The organism is Streptomyces sp. SID1328, assembly GCF_009865595.1.
GTDB lineage: Bacteria > Actinomycetota > Actinomycetes > Streptomycetales > Streptomycetaceae > Streptomyces > Streptomyces griseoluteus.
Genome location: NZ_WWKH01000921.1, coordinates 1 through 2,057 on the forward strand (window position 1 = coordinate 1; position 2,057 = coordinate 2,057).

Genomic DNA, 2,057 nt, shown 5'->3' on the forward strand with positions numbered 1-2,057 from the left:
TAGAGCAGCTGACTCTTAATCAGCGGGTCCGGGGTTCGAGTCCCTGGCGGCGCACATCTGCCGAGGGCGGATCGGGAAACCGATCCGCCCTCGGTTCTTCTGTCAGACCGCCGAGCGGGCGGAGACGGCGAAGAGCACGCAGCCTGCGGCGACCACCGCCAGGAAGGCGACCAGCACCGCGGTGCCGAGGATCAGCCGCCCCCGGGCCGGCTGGAGCGCGGTGGCCCACTGCGGGCGCTCCGCCAGGTAGCGCACCACCAGGTGGTCGCCCGCCACCACGGTCGAGTCGCCTCCGGCCTCGTCGAACCGGAACCTCTCGCCCTCGCGGGTGGTGAACTCGTACACATGGTGGAGCGTGGTGCGTACGGCGGTGTCGTTGCCGCCGCTGGTCTTCGTGTAGGTGTTGAGGCAGCGCGCCTCGGCGGTCAGGCCGTGGGCCCACATCCGGCTGGTGCGCAGGGCGCGGCGGATCACCTGGACCGCGCCGAAGACACACCCCGCCGTGATCACTCCGGGCACGAGGTAGAGCAGTGCGTCCATCAGGCCCCCCTGGGTCGGCACGCCGCTCCGATGGACCGGCGTGCCGTGAACGTACCCATGCGGCGGGGCCGCGGGCCTCAAGCGAAGCTCAGAATGTGACGTCCGAGCAGGCGTAGAAGGCGTTCCCGGTGTCGGCCACGTTCCACACCGCGAGGATCACGTGGTGGCCGGTCAGCCCCCGGGGCAGGGTGCCGCTGTGGCTGAGCGTGGACGGCGGGCGCTGGCCGTTGTACGGCACCGAGAGGAACGGGGTCAGGTTGAGGTCGGACCGGGCCAGGGCGTGGTTCTGGTTCCAGCCCTGCTTGGTGACGTAGTAGGTGAAGTCGCTGGTGGCGTGCATGGCGGTGAACTGCCAGCGGAAGGTGTACGACTGGCCGCCGGTGACCCGGGTGGTGGGCCAGGCGCCGCCGCCGGGGGTGTTCGGGGCGTTGAGCTGGCCGAAGCGGCTGTTGCCGCCGCTGCAGAGCTGGCCGTCGCCGGGGCCCGCGCCGGGGAAGCCCTTGGGACCCTCGACGCTCTGCGGCTCCCACTGGATGTCGCCGCAGTTCGCCACGGAGCCGTTCTGGCAGAGCTTCTGCCGGCTGACGGGGAGGTCGGTGTAGCCGTGGCCGCTGGCGCCGCCGGTGGAGAGTACGAAGGCGCCGGCGGTGGCCATGCCGAGCACGGCCGCCGACAACGCTGACAACCTGGTCCTGGTACGCATGCTGCCGCTCCTGGGGAACGTCGTGGGGGAAGGTTCACTGAGCCGGGCTGTGCGATGACGGTGCGATAGGTCCAGACCAAGTACCAGATTATTGCCGGGAGTTGAACGTGTCCATACCATTGGGCGGCATGCGTCAGGCCGGTTCCCGGCGGGCCGAGCAGAAGGCCACCGTGAGGTCCCGGACCAGCGCCTTGCGCTCGTAGTCGTCCAGCTCGACCAGCCCGCGCGTGGTGAGCCGGGTGACCGTGTCCTCGACCGAGTCCACCACCGAGCTGAGCATGGTGGCCCGCTGCTGTGCGTCCAGCGCGGCGATCCGGCGCCGCTGCATGGCGGCGGCGACCTCGGGCGCGTACTCCACCCGGACCGGCTGCACGGAGAACACCTCCACCCCGACCGGCGCCACGTCGGCCGCGACCAGCCGGGTCAGCGCGTCCCCGGCCGCGTCCGCCCCGCTGCGCGCCCCGCCCGGCAGCTCCACCGGGACCCGCGCGAGGGCCGACTCCACGCATTCGCGCAGGTAGGTCTCGTGTTCCTCGATGCCGAGCAGCGCCCGCGCGGTGTCCCGCACGCGCCACACCACCAGCACCACCACCCGCAGCGCCACCCCGCCCGCGTCGGCCGCGGGCACCGCCCCGCTGCGCCAGTGCCGCAGCCGCACATCGGCCCGGCGCCGCCGCAGCAGCGGGTTGATCCACAGCAGCCCGGTGCGCCGTACGGTCCCCCGGTAGCGGCCGAACAGCCCCAGCACCCAGGCCCGCCCGGTGCGCCCGCGCGCCAGTCCGCCGAACCCGAACAGCCCCAGCGCCCCCGTGCC

3 protein-coding genes are annotated in these 2,057 nt (G+C 72.5%); all 3 read right to left on the minus strand.

Translation table 11 applies throughout. The features are described 5' to 3' along the window. Positions 1-102 precede the first annotated feature (102 nt). Complete coding sequence (locus GT030_RS29730; protein WP_161203739.1) at positions 103-540, minus strand: DUF3592 domain-containing protein; 438 nt, start codon at positions 538-540, stop codon at positions 103-105. 88 nt (positions 541-628) lie between these two features. Then, positions 629-1,243 carry a lytic polysaccharide monooxygenase auxiliary activity family 9 protein gene (locus GT030_RS29735; protein ID WP_086691600.1) on the minus strand — a complete coding sequence of 205 codons (615 nt, stop codon included), beginning with the start codon at positions 1,241-1,243 and terminating at the stop codon, positions 629-631. Between the two features lie 133 nt (positions 1,244-1,376). Further along, a partial coding sequence (locus tag GT030_RS29740) for an SPFH domain-containing protein (protein ID WP_272920734.1) occupies positions 1,377-2,057 on the minus strand: 681 nt, incomplete at its 5' end.